Consider the following 16,957-nt stretch of genomic DNA (forward strand, 5'->3'; position numbering starts at 1 on the left):
GCGGTTCTGTATCAATAACAATTAAGAATATTACGACTGCAGATCGAAACGGTCGAGATTCATGACTTTAGTCCAGGCAGCGATAAAATCTTTAACAAATTTCTCTTCTGCGTCCTGACTGGCGTAGACTTCGGCCAGGGCACGTAGTACTGCGTTAGAGCCGAATACCAGATCTGCGCGCGTAGCGGTGTATTTCACTGCTCCACTCTGACGAGAGCGTCCTTCGAATAACTCAGCATCTTCACTCGCAGCTTTCCATTCGGTACGCATATCCAGCAAGTTGACAAAGAAATCATTGCTCAGTACGCCCGGGCGAGAGGTCAGTACGCCGTGCTGGCTCTCATCAAAGTTGATGCCAAGTGAGCGCAGCCCACCAATCAATACCGTCAGCTCAGGCGCGGTTAGCGTAAGTTGCTGTGCTTTATCAATTAGCAAGGCTTCGGTAGAAGTTGCATTAGCGATACGCCGGTAGTTTCTGAAGCCATCAGCGGCAGGTTTCAGCAGTTCAAATGATTCAATATCGGTCTGATCCTGTGTGGCATCGACGCGTCCTGGCGTAAACGGCACTTTGCTGCCACTGGCTTTTTCCAGACCAACAACCCCTGCCAGCACAATGACGTCTGCCAGCGATGCTTTACCTGAAGCCTTCTGAATAGCCTCCAGTACTGGCAATGCTCTGGCCGCTACAGCGTTTACAGCCCAGCCACGTTGCGGAGCCAGCGCAAGCCGGGCACCGTTTGCGCCGCCGCGTTTATCGCCACCCCGGAAGGTTGAAGCAGAGGCCCAGGCCACAGAAACCAGCTCACTTATCGTCAGGCCGGAATCAGCAATGCTTTGTTTCAGCTCATCAATATCCGTGCCGGAAGGCATGTGACTTGCCTGCGGTAACGGATCCTGCCAAATCAGATCTTCTTTTGGTACTTCCGGGCCAATGTAACGTGCTTTAGGCCCCATGTCGCGGTGCGTCAGTTTGTACCAGGCTCGGGCGAAAGCTTCATTGAAGGACTGCGGATCGTTCAGGAAGCGGCGAGAAATTTTCTCAAACTCCGGATCGAAGCGCAGTGTCAGGTCTGTCACCAGCATGGTTGGCTTACGTTTTTTCGCCGGATCGAACGGGTCAGGAATACTATCCGGACCGTTAACGGCTTCAAACTGAATGGCCCCGGCCGGGCTGCGCGTTTGTACCCAGTCATAGCCGAACAAGTTTTCGAAGAAATAGTTGCTCCACTGGGTCGGCGTCTGCGTCCAGACGACTTCAAGACCGGATGAGATGGCATCAGCACCCACGCCGCTATTGTAATTGCTGACCCAGCCGAGGCCCTGTGTTTCAAGCGGTGAAGCTTCCGGAGCAGGACCTACATGGCTTGCCGGAGCCGAACCGTGGGTTTTACCCAGCGTATGCCCGCCCGCTATCAGGGCGACTATCTCTTCATCGTCCATACCCATATTGCCAAAGGTTGCACGAATAGCCGGTGCGGCTGAGGCCGGATCACCGCTATGCTCAGGGCCTTCCGGGTTGACGTAAATCAGCCCCATTTCGGTTGCACCCAGCGGGGCCTGTGCCAGTGATTCCGGGTGGCGGTGCTCAAGCCACTCTTTCTCTCCACCCCAGTTAACGTCCAGATCCGGTTCCCATACGTCTTCACGTCCGGCACCAAAGCCGAAGGTTCGAAAGCCCGCGTTTTCTAGCGCGACATTACCCGCAAGAATAATCAGGTCGGCCCATGAGATTTTCTGGCCATACTTTTGTTTGATGGGCCATAACAAGCGGCGGGATTTATCAAGGCTTACGTTATCAGGCCATGAGTTAAGGGGGGCAAAGCGCTGTTGACCGCGACCGGAACCACCGCGACCATCACGGGAACGATAGGTACCTGCGCTGTGCCATGCCATACGGATAAAAAGACCGATATAGCTGCCCCAGTCGGCAGGCCACCATGATTGGGAATCTGTCAGCAGCGCTTTGATATCGCCTTTCAGGGCATAGTAGTCAAGTTTACTGAATTCTTTAGAGTAACTGAAATTCTCATCCAGTGGGTTCGAGCGGCTGGAATGCTGGTTTAACAGATCTACACGCAACTGGTGCGGCCACCAGTCCTGATTGCTGGTTCCTTCACCGGCAATATCCGTGCTCTGACCATGATTGAAGGGGCACTTTCCCGCACTCGTAGAAGGTGCGTTGTGTAAATCATTTGAATTGCTCATTTTGCTCTCCATTATTATCAATATTCGTTAACTATAGTTCCTACGAACAATCATTAATATCTGGTTGAGTCTACGGATTTGATAGCTATTACCTCTTAAAAGTGAAATTTTACAGCTGTATCCTTTCAGTTCCGATTCTGTCCGGTACGATAATGAGTGTAAGACTCTCTGGCAGCAGCTGCTGATTTATTTCCAGTAAGGCGGGGAGGAAGGCGTGGGGAATATTTCAAAAGAGGCAGAAGATAACAGGCCTGATTGCCCGTTATCTCTTTTTGATAAAGCGAATGACCAACGGCTATCAAATAATCCGGTTGGCTTTGAAATCACGCAGGAAGCTACCCCAACGACGCTCATAAAACGGCGTAATATGTGCAATCATAAAGTGACTGATACCCTTCTCGCCTTCCACAACCTGGCAGATATCAATCGGCTCGTCGCCCACTAACGTATCTGTTGCCACACTTCCGGTCTGGCGAATAATGGCTTCAATATCGCCATCAGCTTCAATGCCAATTAACAGATTAGGCTGTTCATCGGCATTTTCTTTAATCGAGCACAGGAAAGCACGTTTCACCGTTTTGAGGTTTTTAAACAGCGTGGTTAGAGAGTCAATCATTTGAGCCGGGGGCTCAGCCACTTCCGATAGAAGCAATGAAACTCCGCCTTCCAGCACTTCTTGCTGGGTTAAGGCATCGCCCGACGGACTTAACAGATGGCTGATTTCATTTGGCGTGAACTCTTTACCCGTTGGCAGTCTGGCATTTAAAAATAACGTATTGCCGAGCGTGATTTCAAACAGGGTCCGTACAGGCATGACGACAAAGGACTGCTCGTCGGTCACGGCACGCTGCAAGGCTTCCAGTGAAGTAAAAAAAGGAATAGCCGAGGTATTGTCGTCTTTTTCCCAGTGCTGTAACTCCACTGAGCTACTGGCATCTATCGCCTCACCTTCCGCAGCTTTACCGGGTACCCAGACGGTAGAGTCCATCAGTACCTGAAAAAAGACCGGACGGTGAGCCGCCTCAGTAGCCGCCTGTTCGAGCAGTGTTTCAAGTTCGTTTTTTGATTCTGATTCTGATTCTGATTCTGACATGGTGATTCCGGGGCAGCGTTTATGGTCTTCAAAATCATGTCCTGAAGACCATAAAGGGAGGTAATTAACTCAGCAATAAATTCGCGATCGCACGAACACCTAAACCAGTGGCACCCGCCGACCATTGCTCAACGCCGCTTTTGCGGTAAGTTGCTGAGCAGTCAATATGCAACCAGCCCTGACGGTAGTTTTCCACAAAGTGAGACAGGAAACCTGCCGCAGTACTTGCTCCGGCCGGATAGGCCGCACCAGCCACGTTGTTCAGTTCAGCAAAGTTAGACGGCAACTGATGACGGTGGAATTCCGCCAGCGGCAGACGCCAGAATGGCTCGTTCTCTTGCTCGGCACTGGCTAACAGACGGCCTGCCAGTTTATCGTCAAAACTGAACAGTGCGTGGTAATCATTACCCAGCGCAGTTTTTGCCGCACCGGTCAGAGTGGCGCAGTCGATAATCAGTTCAGGTTTTTGTGCTGAAGCATCAATCAGCCCATCTGCCAGAACCAGACGCCCTTCGGCATCGGTATTCATGACTTCAACGGTTTTTCCGTTGCGATAGGTAATAATATCGCCGAGTTTAAAGGCGTTGCCGCTGACCATATTATCGGCACAGCACAGATAGAGTTTAACGCGTTTGTTTAAACCACGCGTGATAGCAAAGGCCAGTGCGCCAGTAATAGTGGCAGCGCCGCCCATATCGGACTTCATCGAGTCCATAAATGCGCTTTGTTTCAGGCTGTAGCCGCCGGTATCAAAGGTGATCCCTTTTCCGACCAGACAGGCATAAACAGGCGCATCCGGATTACCTGTTGGGTTGTAGTCTAACGCCAGCAATACAGGGTTACGATCCGATCCGCGTCCGACAGTATGGATCCCCATATAGTTCTGCTCACGAAGATCTTCACCTTTGGTGATGCGATAAGAGATATGATCGCAAGCAACCGCACAAAGCAGATCAACGGCACGAGAGGCCAGACGTCCCGGGCTCAATTCTTCCGCCGGGGTATTGATAGTATGGCGAACCCAGTCGATAACCTTCAGGCGGTTATTCAGTTCAGTTTGCTGTTCTTCGCTCAATACTGCCCAGTCAACTTTGCCGGTGTTTTTTGGTGCCCGGTAACCTTGCCAGAATGCCCAGCTTTTTTCTACATCCCAGCCGTCACCCGCTAACTCGACATGCTTGATGCCTTGTCCGTCAATTTTACGTCCTGCACGCTGAATTCTGTCTAAGCTGTCGTTTGCCGTCAGGTGCAGTGTAATGCCTTCATTATTAATACTGTACAGCGCTTTCTCGCCCCAGCGAGCATCCGCAGGCTGTGTGGAAAGTGTGATTTTCATGGCTTCTGTCATTTTCTTATCCTTTTCGTTCGTTACCGCCAATAAAAAATGGGCCGCCACAGGCAGCCCATTATTGACAGTTCAGAGAGAAAATCAAATTCCCTCTTTATGATTAAGGGCATAAATTAATCCGCGGGCTATCCGGGTTTATTTACGGCCTTAACAGAATACAGAACTTTTATTGCGCTTCGTCTAGCCATACCAATAAAATTGCTTCGAGTATTTTTTCGCTGGAAGCATCAGGCTGGTCGTCAAAATCTTCCAGCTCACAAACCCATTGGTGCATATCGGTAAAGCGTACAGTTGTCGGATCAACATCCGGACGGCTGTCATACAGTGCCTCACCAATTTCACGGCTATCGGTCCATTTTAATCCCATAGTCGCCTCTGTTAGTGTTCGCGTGCATGGTTAATGGTGTAGCGCGGCATTTCGACCACCAGGTCTTCATCCGTCACTCGTGCCTGGCAGCTTAAACGGCTTTCAGGTTCCAGACCCCAGGCTTTATCCAGCATGTCGTCCTCATCTTCAGTGCTTTCCCGAAGTGAGTCGAAACCTTCACGCACAATGCAGTGACACGTGGTGCAGGCGCAGGATTTTTCACAAGCGTGTTCAATTTCAATTCCGTTACGCAGGGCAACGTCGAGAATAGTTTCACCTTGCTGTGCTTCCAGTACTGCGCCATCCGGACAAAGATCCTGATGAGGCAGAAAAACAATCTTTGGCATATTAAACCTCGTCCACAGAATGACCGGTCAGCGCGGTACGGATTGATAAATCCATACGGCGAGCCGCAAATTCTTGGGTTTGCTTGTCTACGTTTTTGATTTCATTTGCAATGGCGCTGGTATCATCAGACTGCGCAGCAGCGACTAATGCCGCGATAGCAGCGTCAATCACCGCACGTTCAGTTTCGTTGAGTAACACCGCGTCTGCTTTCAGCGCACTTTGCAGGCTTTCCAGCACACGTGCAGCCTCAACTTTTTGTTCTGCCAGCATACGTGCTTTGACGTCATGCTCGGCATAGCTCATGGAGTCCTGAATCATACTGGCAATTTCGCCATCGCTCAGGCCATAAGAAGGTTTTACCTGAATGGATGACTCGACACCGGTCGATTTTTCCATTGCTGTCACATTAAGTAAACCATCCGCATCAACCTGGAAAGTAACGCGAATATGCGCAGCACCGGCTGCCATTGGCGGAATACCCCGTAAGGTAAAACGAGCCAGCGAACGACAATCCTGTACCAACTCACGTTCACCCTGCATAACATGAATGGACATGGCGGTCTGTCCATCTTTAAAGGTGGTGAACTCCTGAGCTTTCGCAACCGGAATAGTGGTATTACGGTTAATCACTTTCTCTACCAAACCGCCCATAGTCTCAAGCCCGAGTGACAGCGGGATGACATCCAGTAACAGCATTTCACTGTCTGGTTTATTGCCCACCAGGATATCAGCCTGAATGGCGGCTCCGATAGCAACGACTCTGTCAGGATCAATTGAGGTCAGTGGTTCGCGACCAAAGAATTCGCCGACCCGCTCACGTACTAAAGGTACTCGGGTCGAACCGCCAACCATGACCACTTCAAGGACTTCTTCCGCTGTCACGCCCGCATCTCTTAAGGCACGACGGCAAGAAAGCAGAGTGCGTTTAACTAAGGCAAGAATAAGCTCTTCCAGCTGTTCACGCGTGACTTCAGTCTGCTGGCCTGCCAGCTCAACCTTAACGCTTTGCGCATCACTCAGCGCAATTTTTGCCGCTGTCGCGGCATCCAGCAACTGGCGCTGTAAGCGAAGATCGCCCTGGACATTAATGCCCAGTTTTTCACACAGGAAGTCAGCAAGCAGATGGTCAAAATCATCCCCGCCCAGAGCCGAATCGCCACCTGTAGCGAGGACTTCAAATACGCCGCGACTCAAGCGCAGAATAGATATATCAAAGGTACCGCCACCCAAATCGTAGACAGCGATAACACCTTCCTGGCCGGAGTCCAGACCATAGGCTATGGCGGCAGCAGTAGGTTCATTAAGCAGGCGTAATACATGCAGACCTGCCAGACGGGCAGCATCTTTCGTTCCCTGGCGCTGGGCATCATCGAAATAGGCAGGGACAGTAATCACCACACCATCGAGAGGACCTGCCAGGCTTTCCTGCGCACGCTGGGCAAGATGGGCCAGAATATCGGCCGAGATACGTACCGGATTAAGTAAACCCGCTGGCGTATTGATCAGCGGCAGGCCATTTTCACTGGCGCTGAACTGCCAGGGAAGCTGAGGATAACGCGTCTGGATATCAACCAGTGAGCGCCCCATCAGGCGTTTTACGGAGCTTATCGTATTGACCGGATCAAGTGCGGCTTGAGCACGTGCTTCGTAGCCTACCCGATGACCCTGTGACTGGTAGTGCACCACAGAAGGAAGGAGGTGTTGCCCCTGACTATCAGCCAGAGTTTGCGCCTGCCCGCTGCGCACAGTTGCCACCAGAGAGTGAGTGGTACCCAGATCAATCCCCGCGGCCAGTCTGCGCTGGTGCGGTTCTGCCGCCATTCCAGGCTCACTAATTTGTAATAACGCCATATTAAACTTCCAAAAATCCAGGCCCGAAATCAGGCATTAAAAATCGCTCAGTTTTTCTTCGAGTTGTTCTATGTGATGCTGTAATTTATCGAGAAAACGCAGCTTACGCACGGTATCCGCCGCCTGTTCCCACTGCAAACTGTCCAGTTGCTGCACCATTTTCACGCTGCGATTTTTTATCATCGTGGTGACTTTGGCTGCAAAGGTTTCCAGTGCGCTACTGTCTGCAGACTGTTCGATGCTATCCAGCTCTTCACGTAACTCAAGCTGTTCCATCAAAAATGCGGTATCGCGTACCGTATGCTGTTCATTTGCCAGGTCAAAACCATTCAGTAACAGTAAATACTCAGCACGTAGCAGCGGATGGCGTAGTGTTTGCCATGCCTGATTAATAGTCGCCGATTGATTTACTGCCAGAAGCTGTTCCGCCTGAGGGCGGCTGGCATATTTGTCAGGGTGGAACTGCCGCTGCAATTCCTGGTAACGCGTTGCCAGTTGCTGAGTGTCAACCACATAGCCTGGTGTCAGTCCAAACAGAGTAAAATAATCCATAACAGACTCGAGTTTTTGTCAGGTAAATGCTGTATTGGTCATGCAGAGTCACACGCCATCTACATGCACAGATAGCGTGTTGTATAGATCAGACGTGGAAGCTTTCGCCACAGCCACACTCATCTTTCACGTTAGGATTAGTAAACTTAAATCCTTCGTTAAGACCTTCTTTGACAAAGTCGAGCTGAGTTCCGTCTAAAAATTGCAGGCTTTTACCATCAACTACGACCTTTACACCTTTATCTTCAAAGATGGTATCGCCGTCATCAGGTGCGTCTACGAACTCCAGGACATAAGCCATACCGGAGCAACCAGAAGTGCGAACACCTAAGCGTAAACCAAATCCTTTTCCACGATTAACCAGGAAAGAATTCACACGATGTGCAGCACTATCGCTAAGGGTAATCGACATACTACAACCTCAATCAGATATTATCTCTTGTCATACCTCAAGTTGCATGAATACATAACATACTCATGCAACTCCACTTACCTGAGTAAGCTTTCAGGGGTTCTTTAACTTACCGCCTGACCGCAAACTCGTCTTATTTCTAGTGAGAATCACGCTTACTTTTGTAATCCGCGATAGCTGCTTTGATAGCATCTTCAGCCAGGATTGAGCAGTGGATCTTCACTGGTGGCAGCTCAAGTTCGTCTGCGATATCAGTATTTTTAATTGCTCCAGCTTCGTCCAGTGATTTACCTTTAACCCATTCGGTCAGTAAAGAACTGGAGGCAATGGCAGAGCCACAGCCATAAGTCTTGAAGCGTGCGTCTTCAATGATACCTTCATTGTTAACTTTAATCTGCAATTTCATTACGTCGCCACAAGCTGGTGCACCCACCATGCCAGAACCAACGCTGGTATCATCGTTGTCAAAAGAGCCCACGTTACGTGGATTTTCGTAATGATCGATTACTTTTTCGCTATAAGCCATTTTAGTTTCTCCTGAGTCCGAAATTGATTAATGGTGTGACCATTCGATAGTAGTAAGATCAACACCCTGCTTGAACATTTCCCACAGCGGAGAAAGATCGCGCAAACGACCGATAGAATTTCTTACCAGTTTGATGGTGTAATCAATCTCTTCTTCCGTGGTGAAACGGCCTAAAGAGAAACGGATAGAACTGTGTGCCAGCTCGTCATTCATACCCAGAGCGCGCAACACATAGGAAGGCTCCAGGCTTGCTGATGTACAGGCTGAACCTGAAGAGACCGCAAGATCTTTCAGCGCCATAATCAGTGACTCACCTTCAACATAGTTGAAACTGACGTTGAGGATAGTCGGTACACCGTGCTCTAAGTCGCCGTTCAGATACACTTCTTCCATATCTTTCACGCCGTCCCACAAACGCTGACGCAGTACGCGCAGACGTGCCATTTCCGTTTCCAGTTCTTCTTTGGCAATACGGTAGGCTTCGCCCATTCCGGCAATCTGGTGAACCGGTAAGGTACCTGAACGCATACCGCGCTCATGACCGCCACCGTGCATCTGTGCTTCAATACGAATACGTGGTTTACGACGAACGTAAAGACCACCAATACCTTTAGGACCATAGATTTTATGGCCGGAGAAGGACATCAAATCGACTTTCAGCTTGCTCAAATCGATAGGCAGTTTGCCCACGCTCTGAGTTGCATCGACGTGGAAAATGATGCCACGAGCGCGGCACATTTCGCCGATAGTCGCAATATCCTGAACCACACCGATTTCGTTGTTAACATGCATGACAGAGACCAGAATGGTGTCTTCACGCATTGCCGCTTCCAGCACTTTCAGGTCAAGAATGCCATTAACCTGTGGAGACAGGTAAGTGACTTCATATCCTTCACGTTCCAGCTGACGACAGGTATCCAGAACCGCTTTGTGTTCTGTTTTTACCGTAATAACGTGCTTGCCTTTCTTCTGGTAGAAGTTAGCTGCACCTTTAATCGCAAGGTTGTCTGACTCTGTAGCACCAGAAGTGAAGACAATCTCACGTGGATCGGCACCCAACAGATCGGCAATTTGGTTACGGGCAATATCAACTGCTTCTTCTGCCTGCCAGCCAAAGCGATGGGAACGGGAAGCAGGGTTCCCGAAGTTGCCATCCATAGTCAAAAACTGCATCATTTTCTGCGCCACACGCGGATCTACCGGTGTGGTAGCAGAATAGTCGAGATAAATAGGTAATTTCATTGCTCTTAAGCTCCGTACATCACTTCAATACGAAGAACCAGACTTAAAAGGTTGGAGCCGTTATCAATTGCGGTCTGCCTATCTGATTCTAAAATTCGTTTTTCTGCTTATGCGCGCAGTTTGACGTCAATCTGGTCCTGGAGACGTATAGTGCGGTGATTGTCATTCTGTTGACGATCGGACACGTCCATCACTTCCTGGTTATTAACCAGTTCACCTAAGGTAATATTGTTCAGGAACCCGGTCAGGCGATCGCTGAGATCGCGCCACAGTGCGTGAGTCAGACATTTCTCTCCGCCCTGGCAACCACCTTTACCCTGGCAGCGCGTGGCATCGACGGATTCATCGACCGCACTAATGACTTCTCCAACTGCGATACTACCGGCTTCTTTACCTAACAGATAACCGCCGCCCGGGCCGCGGACGCTAGCGACGAGGCCATTTTTACGCAGACGTGAAAATAGCTGCTCCAGGTAAGAAAGTGAAATGCCCTGACGTTCGGAAATATCGGCCAGTGGTACTGGACCCGATTCAGAATTCAACGCGACGTCAAGCATTGCGGTAACGGCATAGCGTCCTTTAGATGTCAGTCTCATGTCTTACTTAACCTCAAATAGCCCCTCGTTCCGGGGGTTTCAAAAAAATGATAGTTCACATAGCAAGAGACAAGTCTGACATTCCTGAGTAATTTGGTCAACTATTTAACCTAGTAATTTACTCAAGTATTATTTTCTTTATTTATCATGCTTTTCCAGAGAAGTGAGCATCCCACGGAGGATATTTAGCTCCTGACTTTCAGGTCTGGCACGCGTAAACAGGCGACGTAACCGGCTCATAACCTGGCCTGGATGGGTCGGTCGAATAAACCCACTTTTAGAAAGTGACTGTTCGAGATGAACGTAAAAACGCTCCAGATCGTCGACTAATGGATAGACGGGTTCTTCCGGGGAGGTTTCCGTTTCCTGGTCCTGATTTTGTGTTGCCAGCCAGGCAATACGCACTTCATAGGCCAGAATTTGTACTGCCATCGCCAGGTTCAGAGAACTGTATTCAGGGTTAGCCTGAATCGCGACGTGGTAGTGACATTTTTGCAGTTCGTCGTTCGTAAGACCAACACGCTCACGGCCAAAAACAATCGCGACTGGAGCATGCTGCGCTTCAGAGATGCTTTTTATACCGCATTCACGCGGGTCAAGCATCGGCCAGGGTAATGTGCGGGAACGCGCACTGGTTCCCACCACCAGACTACATCCGGCTAACGCTTCGTCGAGAGTATCGACAATTTTAGCATCACCAATAACATCACTGGCACCCGCAGCCAGTGCAATCGCCTGAGAGTCAGGTTTTACCAGCGGATTAACCAACCAGAGATTGGTTAATCCCATCGTTTTCATCGCGCGGGCTACGGAGCCCATATTGCCGGTATGCGAAGTTTCTACCAGCACAATTCGTACGTTTTGCAGCATTATCATTCAAGGCCTGAAGAAGAAGATCGTAATATCTTATCATATCATTGGGACATATTCCGAACGCTCTGCTATACTCTGCCCCGATTTCCCGTTCTTTAAAATCCAGTGAGAGATATCGATGCATCCGATGCTTAACATCGCCGTGCGCGCTGCGCGCAAGGCCGGTAATTTAATTGCCAAAAGCTATGAAACACCTGACGCGGTTGAAGCTAGCCAGAAAGGCAGCAATGACTTTGTAACTAACATTGATAAAGAAGCCGAGCGCTTGATTATCGAAGTTATTCGTAAGTCTTACCCAAAACACACCATTATCACCGAAGAAGCCGGTGAACTGGCAGGTGAAGATCAGGATGTGCAATGGGTTATCGATCCACTGGACGGCACTACAAACTTCATTAAACGCTTACCCCACTTCTCTGTTTCTATCGCTGTGCGCATTAAAGGCCGCACCGAAGTCGCCGTTGTTTATGATCCAATGCGTAACGAACTGTTCAGTGCGGTACGTGGCCAGGGCGCCCAGCTGAATGGCTATCGTCTGCGCGGCAGCAACGCACGCGATCTCGACGGGACTATTCTGGCAACCGGTTTTCCGTTTAAACAGAAACAATACGCAGCAACTTATATCAATATCATCGGAAAGCTGTTTACAGAATGTGCTGACTTCCGTCGTACCGGTTCTGCCGCTCTGGACTTAGCCTATGTTGCGGCGGGTCGCGTTGATGGTTTCTTTGAAATCGGCCTGAAGCCTTGGGATTTTGCGGCGGGCGAACTGCTTGCTCGTGAATCAGGCAGTCTGGTTTGCGATTTCACCGGTGGTCATAACTATCTGTTGACCGGTAATATCGTCGCAGGTAACCCACGCGTTGTGAAATCTATGCTCGCATTAATGCGTGATGAACTCAGCGAAGCGCTGAAGCGATAGAGTTTATCCGTTTATGACTTGCCCCCTCTTCCCGGGGGCAAGTATTAAAAAGGTCGAAGCCCGCGCATCACAGGCTGAGCACTGAGCCACATCACCACAGCAGCCACCACCAGTATTACTCCTCCAGCCAGCGCAAGTGAAGACCAGCCAACCTGTTGCCATACCAAGGGTGGGCGATTTTTACTCAGTCTGATAGCAAGATTTCTGCAGCTATGAACCAGCAAAGCCAGTCCAGAAAGCGTGATTGCGGTCCCTAGCGCCATGGCCAGCGCAGATACAACACCCCAGCTAAATACCCCGATAACTTTGCTGAAGAGCAGGACCATAATCGCCCCGGAACAAGGGCGTATTCCCATCGAAATCACCACCATCAGGCGAGCACGCCAGTCATCACCCGCAGCGAGTTGCTGTGGGTCAGGCACATGCTGATGGCCACAACCACAATGCTCATCATGGATATGCTGGGGTGTAAAGCTGTGAAAACGTGGCTTACGGCGCAGTAGTATGCGTAAACGCCGAATCGCACGCAGACAGAGTAACAACCCCAGTACACCGACCAGCAGATAGCTCCCCTTCTCCAGCCAGAAACTACTCAGATGTAACTGACGCGAGGGTAGCTGTAATATCACCAGCAAAATAGTTACCAGGCCTATCGCTACCAGTCCTTGCAACAATGACGCGGCGAAAGTCAGTTTAAGACTGGTTTTAAGCTTCGAGGGATGGGTAGCAAGCCAGGTAGTGATAACAATTTTACCGTGCCCCGGCCCTAGTGCGTGCAAAACGCCATAGCTGAAACTCACCCCCAGCAAAACCCATCCTGCCCGTGTCGGATTTTCAGCCACCTGACGTAACAAGCTACTCAGTTCCAGGTTAATCGCGCGCTGCCATTGCGTCGATTGCGCTAAGATTTGCGGCCAGTAAGTCCAGAGAACAAACAATCCGCCCGCAGTCAGAGTCAGAAAGATCAGCAATGGCCAGCCGTTTCTCCAGTCATAACTGCTCGACTTTGAAGCCTTGCTCACTGGCATTGTAACGTCACTTTTTGGGCAAATTGCTGTCCTAACGCCATATCTTCCGGCGGGGCATCGTCTTTATCCAGTGATGCTGCAAAGTCCATCATCTCTTCACTTGGCTCAGGGGTCAGGACTGAAATATGACAACGAGTGGCCAGTTCAGGAGGTAAAGAGACGTCAGTATCCTCAATGTAGGTCATATCAACATAAAAAGAGGGGTCAAAAGTAGAGAACTGAAAACTGGCGCCTTTTAAAGTCTGGGGCTTTGCCAGAGGCAAAACAAAGCTCAGCATGGCCTGATGTTCAACTCTCTCCAGGTGATATTCAGGCGGCACGCCCGTGAATTTCACTTTTTTCCCCTGCTGCCATACTTCGGTAAAATAGTGCTGCCCCAGCACATTCGCCATCACTTCTGCGGCCAGCTTTTTCCAGACAGGCGAGTCAGGCCCTGCATCCCCGGCATCATAGAGCAGGTCTGCTGAGGTCAGTTCATCCATCAGCCACTGCATTTTTAACCCGGTTAACTGGCCTTGCTCAACAACCGGGGTAGTCTTAAGAGAAATAAAACTGTGAGGATGGGCATGGGCAGTAAAAGAATTCAACCCGGCCATCAGTAACAGGCTCCCGGTAACACAGGCTCGTTTATTATTCATATCAGCCTCAAATTATACTTTTCGCCGTTACTTTTGGACGTAAAAACAGTGCCGGGACTGCGACCAGTGCCATAACCCAGAACATACCCCCCTGAATATGCTGATACAAATAGCCAGAGAACATAGTCATAATGGCTATACCGCCCCCCATTGCCACTGCTGAATACATTGCCTGTAAACGAATAACTTCGTGACCGTGACGCGCGGAGATATAACGCATAGCGGCAAGGTGACAAACGGTAAAACTACCACAGTGCATAATTTGCGAGACAATCAGCCAGGATAATTCAGTACTTGAAGCCATCAGTCCCCAGCGAATAATACCGGTGATACCTGAGAGCAACAGTAGGTCACGGGTACTCCAGCGGCGGAACAGGCGGTTGCTAAGCGCAAAGATAACAATTTCCGCGACGACACTGAGTGACCATAAATAGCCGACTACAGAGGCAGAATAACCCGCTTCCTGCCAGTAAATGGCGCTGAAAGCATAGTAGGCCGCATGTGCACCTTGCAGTAAAGTGACACAGGCCAGAAACCGCCAGTCACCGATTATCAAGCCCTTCCAGGCGGACCATCCTACCGTATCTTGCTGAGCAATTTTACCTTCAGGCATGATTGAGGGACGGAACATCATACCAATCAGCATTGAGGCAACACCCACGCTCATCAGTACCAGAATAGCCTGATAACTATACTCGCTGACCAGTTTGCCGGTAACCGCGGAGCCAATAACAAATGCCAGTGAACCCCACAGTCTGACCCGGCCATAATCGAGAGGAAACTGACGCTGCCAGGTACCTGCCAGGGCATCAGTAAGCGGTACAAGTGGAGAAAAGAAGAGGTTAAAGCCTATCATCACGATAAGCAGCCAGGCGGAGGTTTGCCCGAGCCAGAAAGCAACCATAAAGACTAATGAGAGGAACGCCAGCATACGCAGTGCAAATACTAATTTGAAAGGATTAGTCACCCTGGGAGCCAGTAATAAACTCCCTAAAAAACGTGCGATAAGCCCGGCACCTAATAACATACCTATTGTTTCTGGTGGTAAACCTACCCCTTCCAGCCACAAACTCCAGAACGGTAAAAAAATACCGTAACTGAAAAAATAGGTGAAATAACTCAAAGCTAACCAAAGCGTGGATTGAACTACCATGTTTCCTCCCATTTTGAGGGGGGTAGTGTCAGGGATAGACAATTTGCTTGCAAGCTATCTATGTTGATTAAATAGTCTTATAACAGGTCATATGATGGCTAAATACTGACGTATTGCTGATGGCGCGGAGAGAGAACTGCTTGAGTGTTGCTATTGGTTAAATTCAGGCAAAAAAAACCGCCACAGAATATGTGGCGGCCTTCATTTTGTACGACACCAACCTGAAGTTAGTGTGATACCGTTATAGCAACTTAATCAATACTTACGCGTATACCGGGAAACGTGCGCAGATATCGAGAACTTTTTGCTTAGTGCTTTCAATGGTGGCTTCATCATTGATGTTATCCAGGATGTCACACATCCAGCCAGCCAGCTCTTTCACTTCAGCTTCTTTGAAACCACGACGAGTGACTGCCGGGCTACCGATACGGATACCAGAAGTGACAAACGGGCTCTTCGGATCGTTTGGTACGCTGTTTTTATTAACGGTGATATTAGCGCGACCCAGTGCGGCATCAGCTTCTTTACCGGTCAGGTTTTTGTCAACCAAGTCCAGCAAGAACAGGTGGTTATCAGTACCACCAGAAACCACGTTATAACCACGGCTCAAGAAGACTTCTACCATTGCTTTGGCATTTTTAGCGACTTGCTGCTGGTAAACCTTGAATTCTGGCTCCAGAGCTTCTTTCAGCGCTACCGCTTTACCCGCGATAACGTGCATCAGTGGGCCACCCTGCGCTCCCGGGAATACTGCGGAGTTCAGTTTTTTATACAGCTCTTCGCTGCCGCCCTTAGCCAGGATTAAACCACCGCGTGGACCTGCCAGGGTTTTATGCGTAGTGGTAGTAACAACGTGTGCGTAAGGTACTGGGTTTGGATAGACATCAGCGGCAATCAGGCCCGCAACGTGTGCCATATCAACAAACAGGTATGCACCGACTAAATCAGCGATTTCACGCATTTTAGCCCAGTCAACAACACCAGAATAGGCAGAGAAACCACCGATGATCATCTTCGGTTTGTATTCTTTCGCCAGTTTTTCCAGCTCAACGTAGTCGATATGGCCGCTTTCATCGATACCGTAAGGAACGATGTTATACAGTTTACCGGAGAAGTTTACCGGGGAACCGTGAGTCAGGTGACCACCATGAGCAAGGTTCATACCCAGTACGGTATCACCTGGTTCAAGCAGAGTAGTGTAAACAGCGAAGTTTGCCTGAGAACCTGAGTGAGGCTGTACGTTAGCGTAGTCAGCACCAAACAGCTCTTTCGCACGGTCGATAGCCAGCTGCTCAACAACATCAACATGCTCGCAACCGCCGTAGTAACGCTTGCCCGGGTACCCTTCAGCATACTTGTTAGTCAGCTGAGACCCTTGCGCCTGCATAACACGCGGGCTGGTATAGTTTTCGGAGGCGATCAGTTCGATATGCTCTTCCTGACGTACTTTTTCTTGCTCCATAGCCTGCCATAATTCGGCATCATAATCGGCAATGTTCATTTCACGCTTTAACATCCGCATCTCCTGACTCAGCTAACGGTAAACTTTTTAGTGCAATAATGGGGTGCCCTTCTGGGCGACGGACAGTAGTGTAAACCGAAATAGATTCAGGTGGTAGAGCTTGATTAAGGTTTTTACGCAAACGATTACTCAGGCATGAAATAAGGATCCGTTGCAATAAAAAACTTTCCTGATTTTCGGATATTTCTTCATGAACATGATGCGTATTTTTCAAGTTCAGCGCAACCATCAGTCCTTCTCACTGCCGCTCCAGAAATACTTTTGATGGCATTAATAAACTC

General features: G+C 49.5%; 18 protein-coding genes. 1 reads left to right on the forward strand and 17 read right to left on the reverse strand.

Annotated features, from left to right (window positions below):
- Positions 1-30 precede the first annotated feature (30 nt).
- The 12 genes from katG to trmJ all read right to left on the reverse strand — a co-directional run bounded on the left by katG (position 31) and on the right by trmJ (position 11,410).
- Positions 31-2,205: a catalase/peroxidase HPI gene (gene katG, locus M2387_RS12555; protein WP_259049701.1), complete on the reverse strand. Its 2,175-nt coding sequence runs from the start codon at positions 2,203-2,205 to the stop codon at positions 31-33.
- A 298-nt stretch (positions 2,206-2,503) separates the two neighbouring features.
- Positions 2,504-3,298 (reverse strand): enhanced serine sensitivity protein SseB, encoded by a 795-nt coding sequence (gene sseB, locus M2387_RS12560; RefSeq protein ID WP_259049704.1) that lies wholly within the window; start codon positions 3,296-3,298, stop codon positions 2,504-2,506.
- Positions 3,299-3,362: 64 nt separating this feature from the next.
- Positions 3,363-4,646 carry an aminopeptidase PepB gene (gene pepB / locus M2387_RS12565; RefSeq protein WP_259049706.1) on the reverse strand — a complete coding sequence of 428 codons (1,284 nt, stop codon included), beginning with the start codon at positions 4,644-4,646 and terminating at the stop codon, positions 3,363-3,365.
- Positions 4,647-4,812: 166 nt separating this feature from the next.
- Positions 4,813-5,013 (reverse strand): Fe-S cluster assembly protein IscX, encoded by a 201-nt coding sequence (iscX, locus tag M2387_RS12570; protein ID WP_259049709.1) that lies wholly within the window; start codon positions 5,011-5,013, stop codon positions 4,813-4,815.
- 11 nt (positions 5,014-5,024) lie between these two features.
- Positions 5,025-5,360, reverse strand: a complete 336-nt coding sequence (gene fdx, locus M2387_RS12575; protein WP_259049711.1) for an ISC system 2Fe-2S type ferredoxin — start codon at positions 5,358-5,360, stop codon at positions 5,025-5,027.
- Between the two features lies 1 nt (position 5,361).
- Positions 5,362-7,212 (reverse strand): Fe-S protein assembly chaperone HscA, encoded by a 1,851-nt coding sequence (hscA, locus tag M2387_RS12580; protein ID WP_259049713.1) that lies wholly within the window; start codon positions 7,210-7,212, stop codon positions 5,362-5,364.
- A gap of 36 nt (positions 7,213-7,248) precedes the next feature.
- On the reverse strand, positions 7,249-7,764 hold the full coding sequence (hscB, locus tag M2387_RS12585) for a co-chaperone HscB (protein WP_259049716.1): 516 nt from the start codon (positions 7,762-7,764) through the stop codon (positions 7,249-7,251).
- An 88-nt stretch (positions 7,765-7,852) separates the two neighbouring features.
- Positions 7,853-8,176, reverse strand: coding sequence for an iron-sulfur cluster assembly protein IscA (iscA, locus tag M2387_RS12590; RefSeq protein ID WP_259049719.1), 324 nt, complete (start codon positions 8,174-8,176; stop codon positions 7,853-7,855).
- A 139-nt stretch (positions 8,177-8,315) separates the two neighbouring features.
- Positions 8,316-8,702 carry a Fe-S cluster assembly scaffold IscU gene (gene iscU, locus M2387_RS12595; RefSeq protein ID WP_259049721.1) on the reverse strand — a complete coding sequence of 129 codons (387 nt, stop codon included), beginning with the start codon at positions 8,700-8,702 and terminating at the stop codon, positions 8,316-8,318.
- 27 nt (positions 8,703-8,729) lie between these two features.
- On the reverse strand, positions 8,730-9,944 hold the full coding sequence (locus M2387_RS12600; RefSeq protein WP_259049722.1) for an IscS subfamily cysteine desulfurase: 1,215 nt from the start codon (positions 9,942-9,944) through the stop codon (positions 8,730-8,732).
- 107 nt (positions 9,945-10,051) lie between these two features.
- Entirely contained in the window at positions 10,052-10,540 is a 489-nt protein-coding gene (iscR, locus tag M2387_RS12605; protein WP_259049723.1) for a Fe-S cluster assembly transcriptional regulator IscR, read from the reverse strand.
- A 138-nt stretch (positions 10,541-10,678) separates the two neighbouring features.
- Positions 10,679-11,410, reverse strand: coding sequence for a tRNA (cytosine(32)/uridine(32)-2'-O)-methyltransferase TrmJ (gene trmJ / locus M2387_RS12610; protein WP_259049880.1), 732 nt, complete (start codon positions 11,408-11,410; stop codon positions 10,679-10,681).
- Between the two features lie 121 nt (positions 11,411-11,531).
- Between trmJ and suhB the strand changes: the two genes are divergently transcribed.
- A complete protein-coding gene (suhB, locus tag M2387_RS12615; RefSeq protein ID WP_259049724.1) occupies positions 11,532-12,335 on the forward strand; it encodes an inositol-1-monophosphatase in 804 nt (267 codons plus the stop codon).
- Between the two features lie 44 nt (positions 12,336-12,379).
- On the opposite strand, the gene M2387_RS12620 is transcribed toward suhB, so the two are convergent.
- The 5 genes from M2387_RS12620 to M2387_RS12640 all read right to left on the reverse strand — a co-directional run bounded on the left by M2387_RS12620 (position 12,380) and on the right by M2387_RS12640 (position 16,905).
- The gene (locus tag M2387_RS12620; protein ID WP_259049725.1) at positions 12,380-13,363 is read right to left on the reverse strand and encodes a nickel/cobalt transporter; all 984 of its coding nucleotides are present in this window, start codon (positions 13,361-13,363) and stop codon (positions 12,380-12,382) included.
- Positions 13,354-14,001, reverse strand: a complete 648-nt coding sequence (locus M2387_RS12625) for a DUF1007 family protein (RefSeq protein WP_259049726.1) — start codon at positions 13,999-14,001, stop codon at positions 13,354-13,356. The genes M2387_RS12620 and M2387_RS12625 overlap by 10 nt, the downstream gene beginning before the upstream one ends.
- A gap of 7 nt (positions 14,002-14,008) precedes the next feature.
- Positions 14,009-15,154, reverse strand: a complete 1,146-nt coding sequence (locus M2387_RS12630) for a 3-phenylpropionate MFS transporter (protein ID WP_259049728.1) — start codon at positions 15,152-15,154, stop codon at positions 14,009-14,011.
- Between the two features lie 262 nt (positions 15,155-15,416).
- Positions 15,417-16,670: a serine hydroxymethyltransferase gene (gene glyA / locus M2387_RS12635; protein ID WP_259049729.1), complete on the reverse strand. Its 1,254-nt coding sequence runs from the start codon at positions 16,668-16,670 to the stop codon at positions 15,417-15,419.
- Entirely contained in the window at positions 16,657-16,905 is a 249-nt protein-coding gene (locus tag M2387_RS12640; protein ID WP_259049731.1) for a hypothetical protein, read from the reverse strand. The genes glyA and M2387_RS12640 overlap by 14 nt, the downstream gene beginning before the upstream one ends.
- Positions 16,906-16,957 lie beyond the last annotated feature (52 nt).

The sequence above is a fragment of the Klebsiella sp. BIGb0407 genome (genome assembly GCF_024807845.1).
Classification (GTDB): domain Bacteria; phylum Pseudomonadota; class Gammaproteobacteria; order Enterobacterales; family Enterobacteriaceae; genus JGM124.